This is a genomic window from Streptomyces phytophilus, assembly GCF_013870535.1.
Taxonomy (GTDB): domain Bacteria; phylum Actinomycetota; class Actinomycetes; order Streptomycetales; family Streptomycetaceae; genus Streptomyces; species Streptomyces phytophilus.
The window spans coordinates 1-1774 of the sequence record NZ_JACBXC010001224.1 but is presented as its reverse complement, the minus strand read 5'-3'; the positions used below and the strand labels follow the sequence as shown (position 1 = coordinate 1774).

Annotated in this window: 1 pseudogene; it reads left to right on the top strand. The window is 70.8% G+C overall.

From position 1 onward, the window contains the following. Nucleotides 1-872: 872 nt before the first annotated feature. A pseudogene (locus H5J30_RS31000) lies at nt 873-1670 on the top strand (DUF1996 domain-containing protein); the annotation flags it as partial. Nucleotides 1671-1774: the final 104 nt, after the last annotated feature.

The window sequence follows — 1774 nt, the reverse complement described above, 5'->3', positions numbered from 1 at the left end:
ATCTTGCGGACGGCGCGGGCGATTCTCCGGTGGGGGGTACGCGCATCGGTAACACTCCTGAGTCGTCGGCTCTGGTGCGGGGGGCACCCGGTGGGGCGGATGGTGCGCTGGTCGGCTCTTCGATCAGGCTTCAAGGAATGAATGATTGAGTGAAAGAGAGCGCTCTCTCACGCCTGAGTTGGTTTACGCCCATGGGCAGGCGCCGTCAAGGGGGTGCGCACGCACCCGTGGCGACGAGGGATCGGTAAGTCCCGTTTTCAGGCGGTTGGTTGGTGGTGGCGCACGCGGAAGTCGCGGAAACGGCAGGGGTGTTGGTACGCCCGCGGTGAGTTCAAGGGGTGTGAGGACGGCGGTGGCTGCGGCGAGCCTTGACAGCCACCCGCCCGCGCTTCTACTTTCCCGGTTGGAGCGCTCTCTCAGTGTGTCGGAATCCGATCACCTCTTGAAGGAGAGTCGTGTCCTCATCCCCCCACGGCCAGGCGTACGCCGCCCGGCCCAGACGGCGGCCCCTGGTCTTAGCCGTCTTCGCGGTCCTGGTGCTGTTCGCCACGCTGATCTTCGACCGCGCCCAGGGCGCGGAGCCCGGCGGCCCGCAGCCGCTGGCGAGCGCGCAGGACTCCACCCGCGTCGGCCTCGGCGGCCTCACCGAGGTCGACGCGGTCACCCTCGACTGGAGCGGCGAGCCCGCCGACGACTTCCAGCTCCAGACCTCCGCCGACGGCGAGCGGTGGGTCACGGTCCGCCGGATCACCGGCGCCGCCGCCGGCGAGCAGACGTACGACGTCTCCGGCATCGGCCGCCACCTGCGGGTCCTGGCGACCGACCGGGCCCGGCAGCAGGACCTCCGGCTCGCCGGTCTCGACGTCTTCGGCCGCGCCGCCGACCGGGCCGCGCCCGCCGCGGCGGCGGACGTCGTCCGCGTCGCGGAGTTCCTCGCCGAGTGCCCGTACAGCCACCGCAAGCCCGACGACCCGATCGTGCTGCCCGGCATGCCGGGCGCCTCCCACATGCACAGCTTCTTCGGCAACGACTCCACCGACGCCCACTCCGACCTGACCAGCCTGCAGGGCGGCCGGACGACGTGCGACCCGGTCTCCGACCTCTCCTCGTACTGGGTGCCGACGCTGTACGACGGCACCCGCGAGATCGAGCCCACCGGCACCACCTTCTACTACCTCGGCGAGGGCGTGCGCGACGACGTCATCGCCAACATCCAGCCGTTCCCGCGGGGCCTGCGCATCATCGCCGGCTACTCCAAGGCGACCGGCCCGGACGACAACTCCAGCGCCCGCTGGTCCTGCCTGCACCACGGCGAGGTGCCGCCGGGCAAGGAGTTCGTCGACTGCCCGGACGGCTCGATGCTGGAGTCGTACCTCGACTTCCCGCAGTGCTGGAACGGCGTCGACCTGGACTCCGCCGACCACAAGAGCCACATGGCCTTCCCGGTCGGCGGCCAGTGCCCCTCGACCCACCCGGTACCCGTGCCGAAGCTGCGCCAGGTGCTGCGCTATCCGGTGAACAGCCCGCCGGAGCAACTCTCGCTGGCCTCCGGCCGCGGCTACACGATGCACGGCGACTTCTTCAACGTGTGGCCCGAGGACGAACTGGCCCAGCGCGTACGCGACTGCATCAACGTCATCGTCAAGTGCGGTGCCGACGGCACTCCCTGAGGAAACACCCTCCATCCCCGGGGGCGGCTCTCCCTCCCGAGCCGCCCCCGGGCCCCTCTCCCGAAGGGCACCCCGATGAAAGCGCGCCCGCCGGCCGCCTCCCG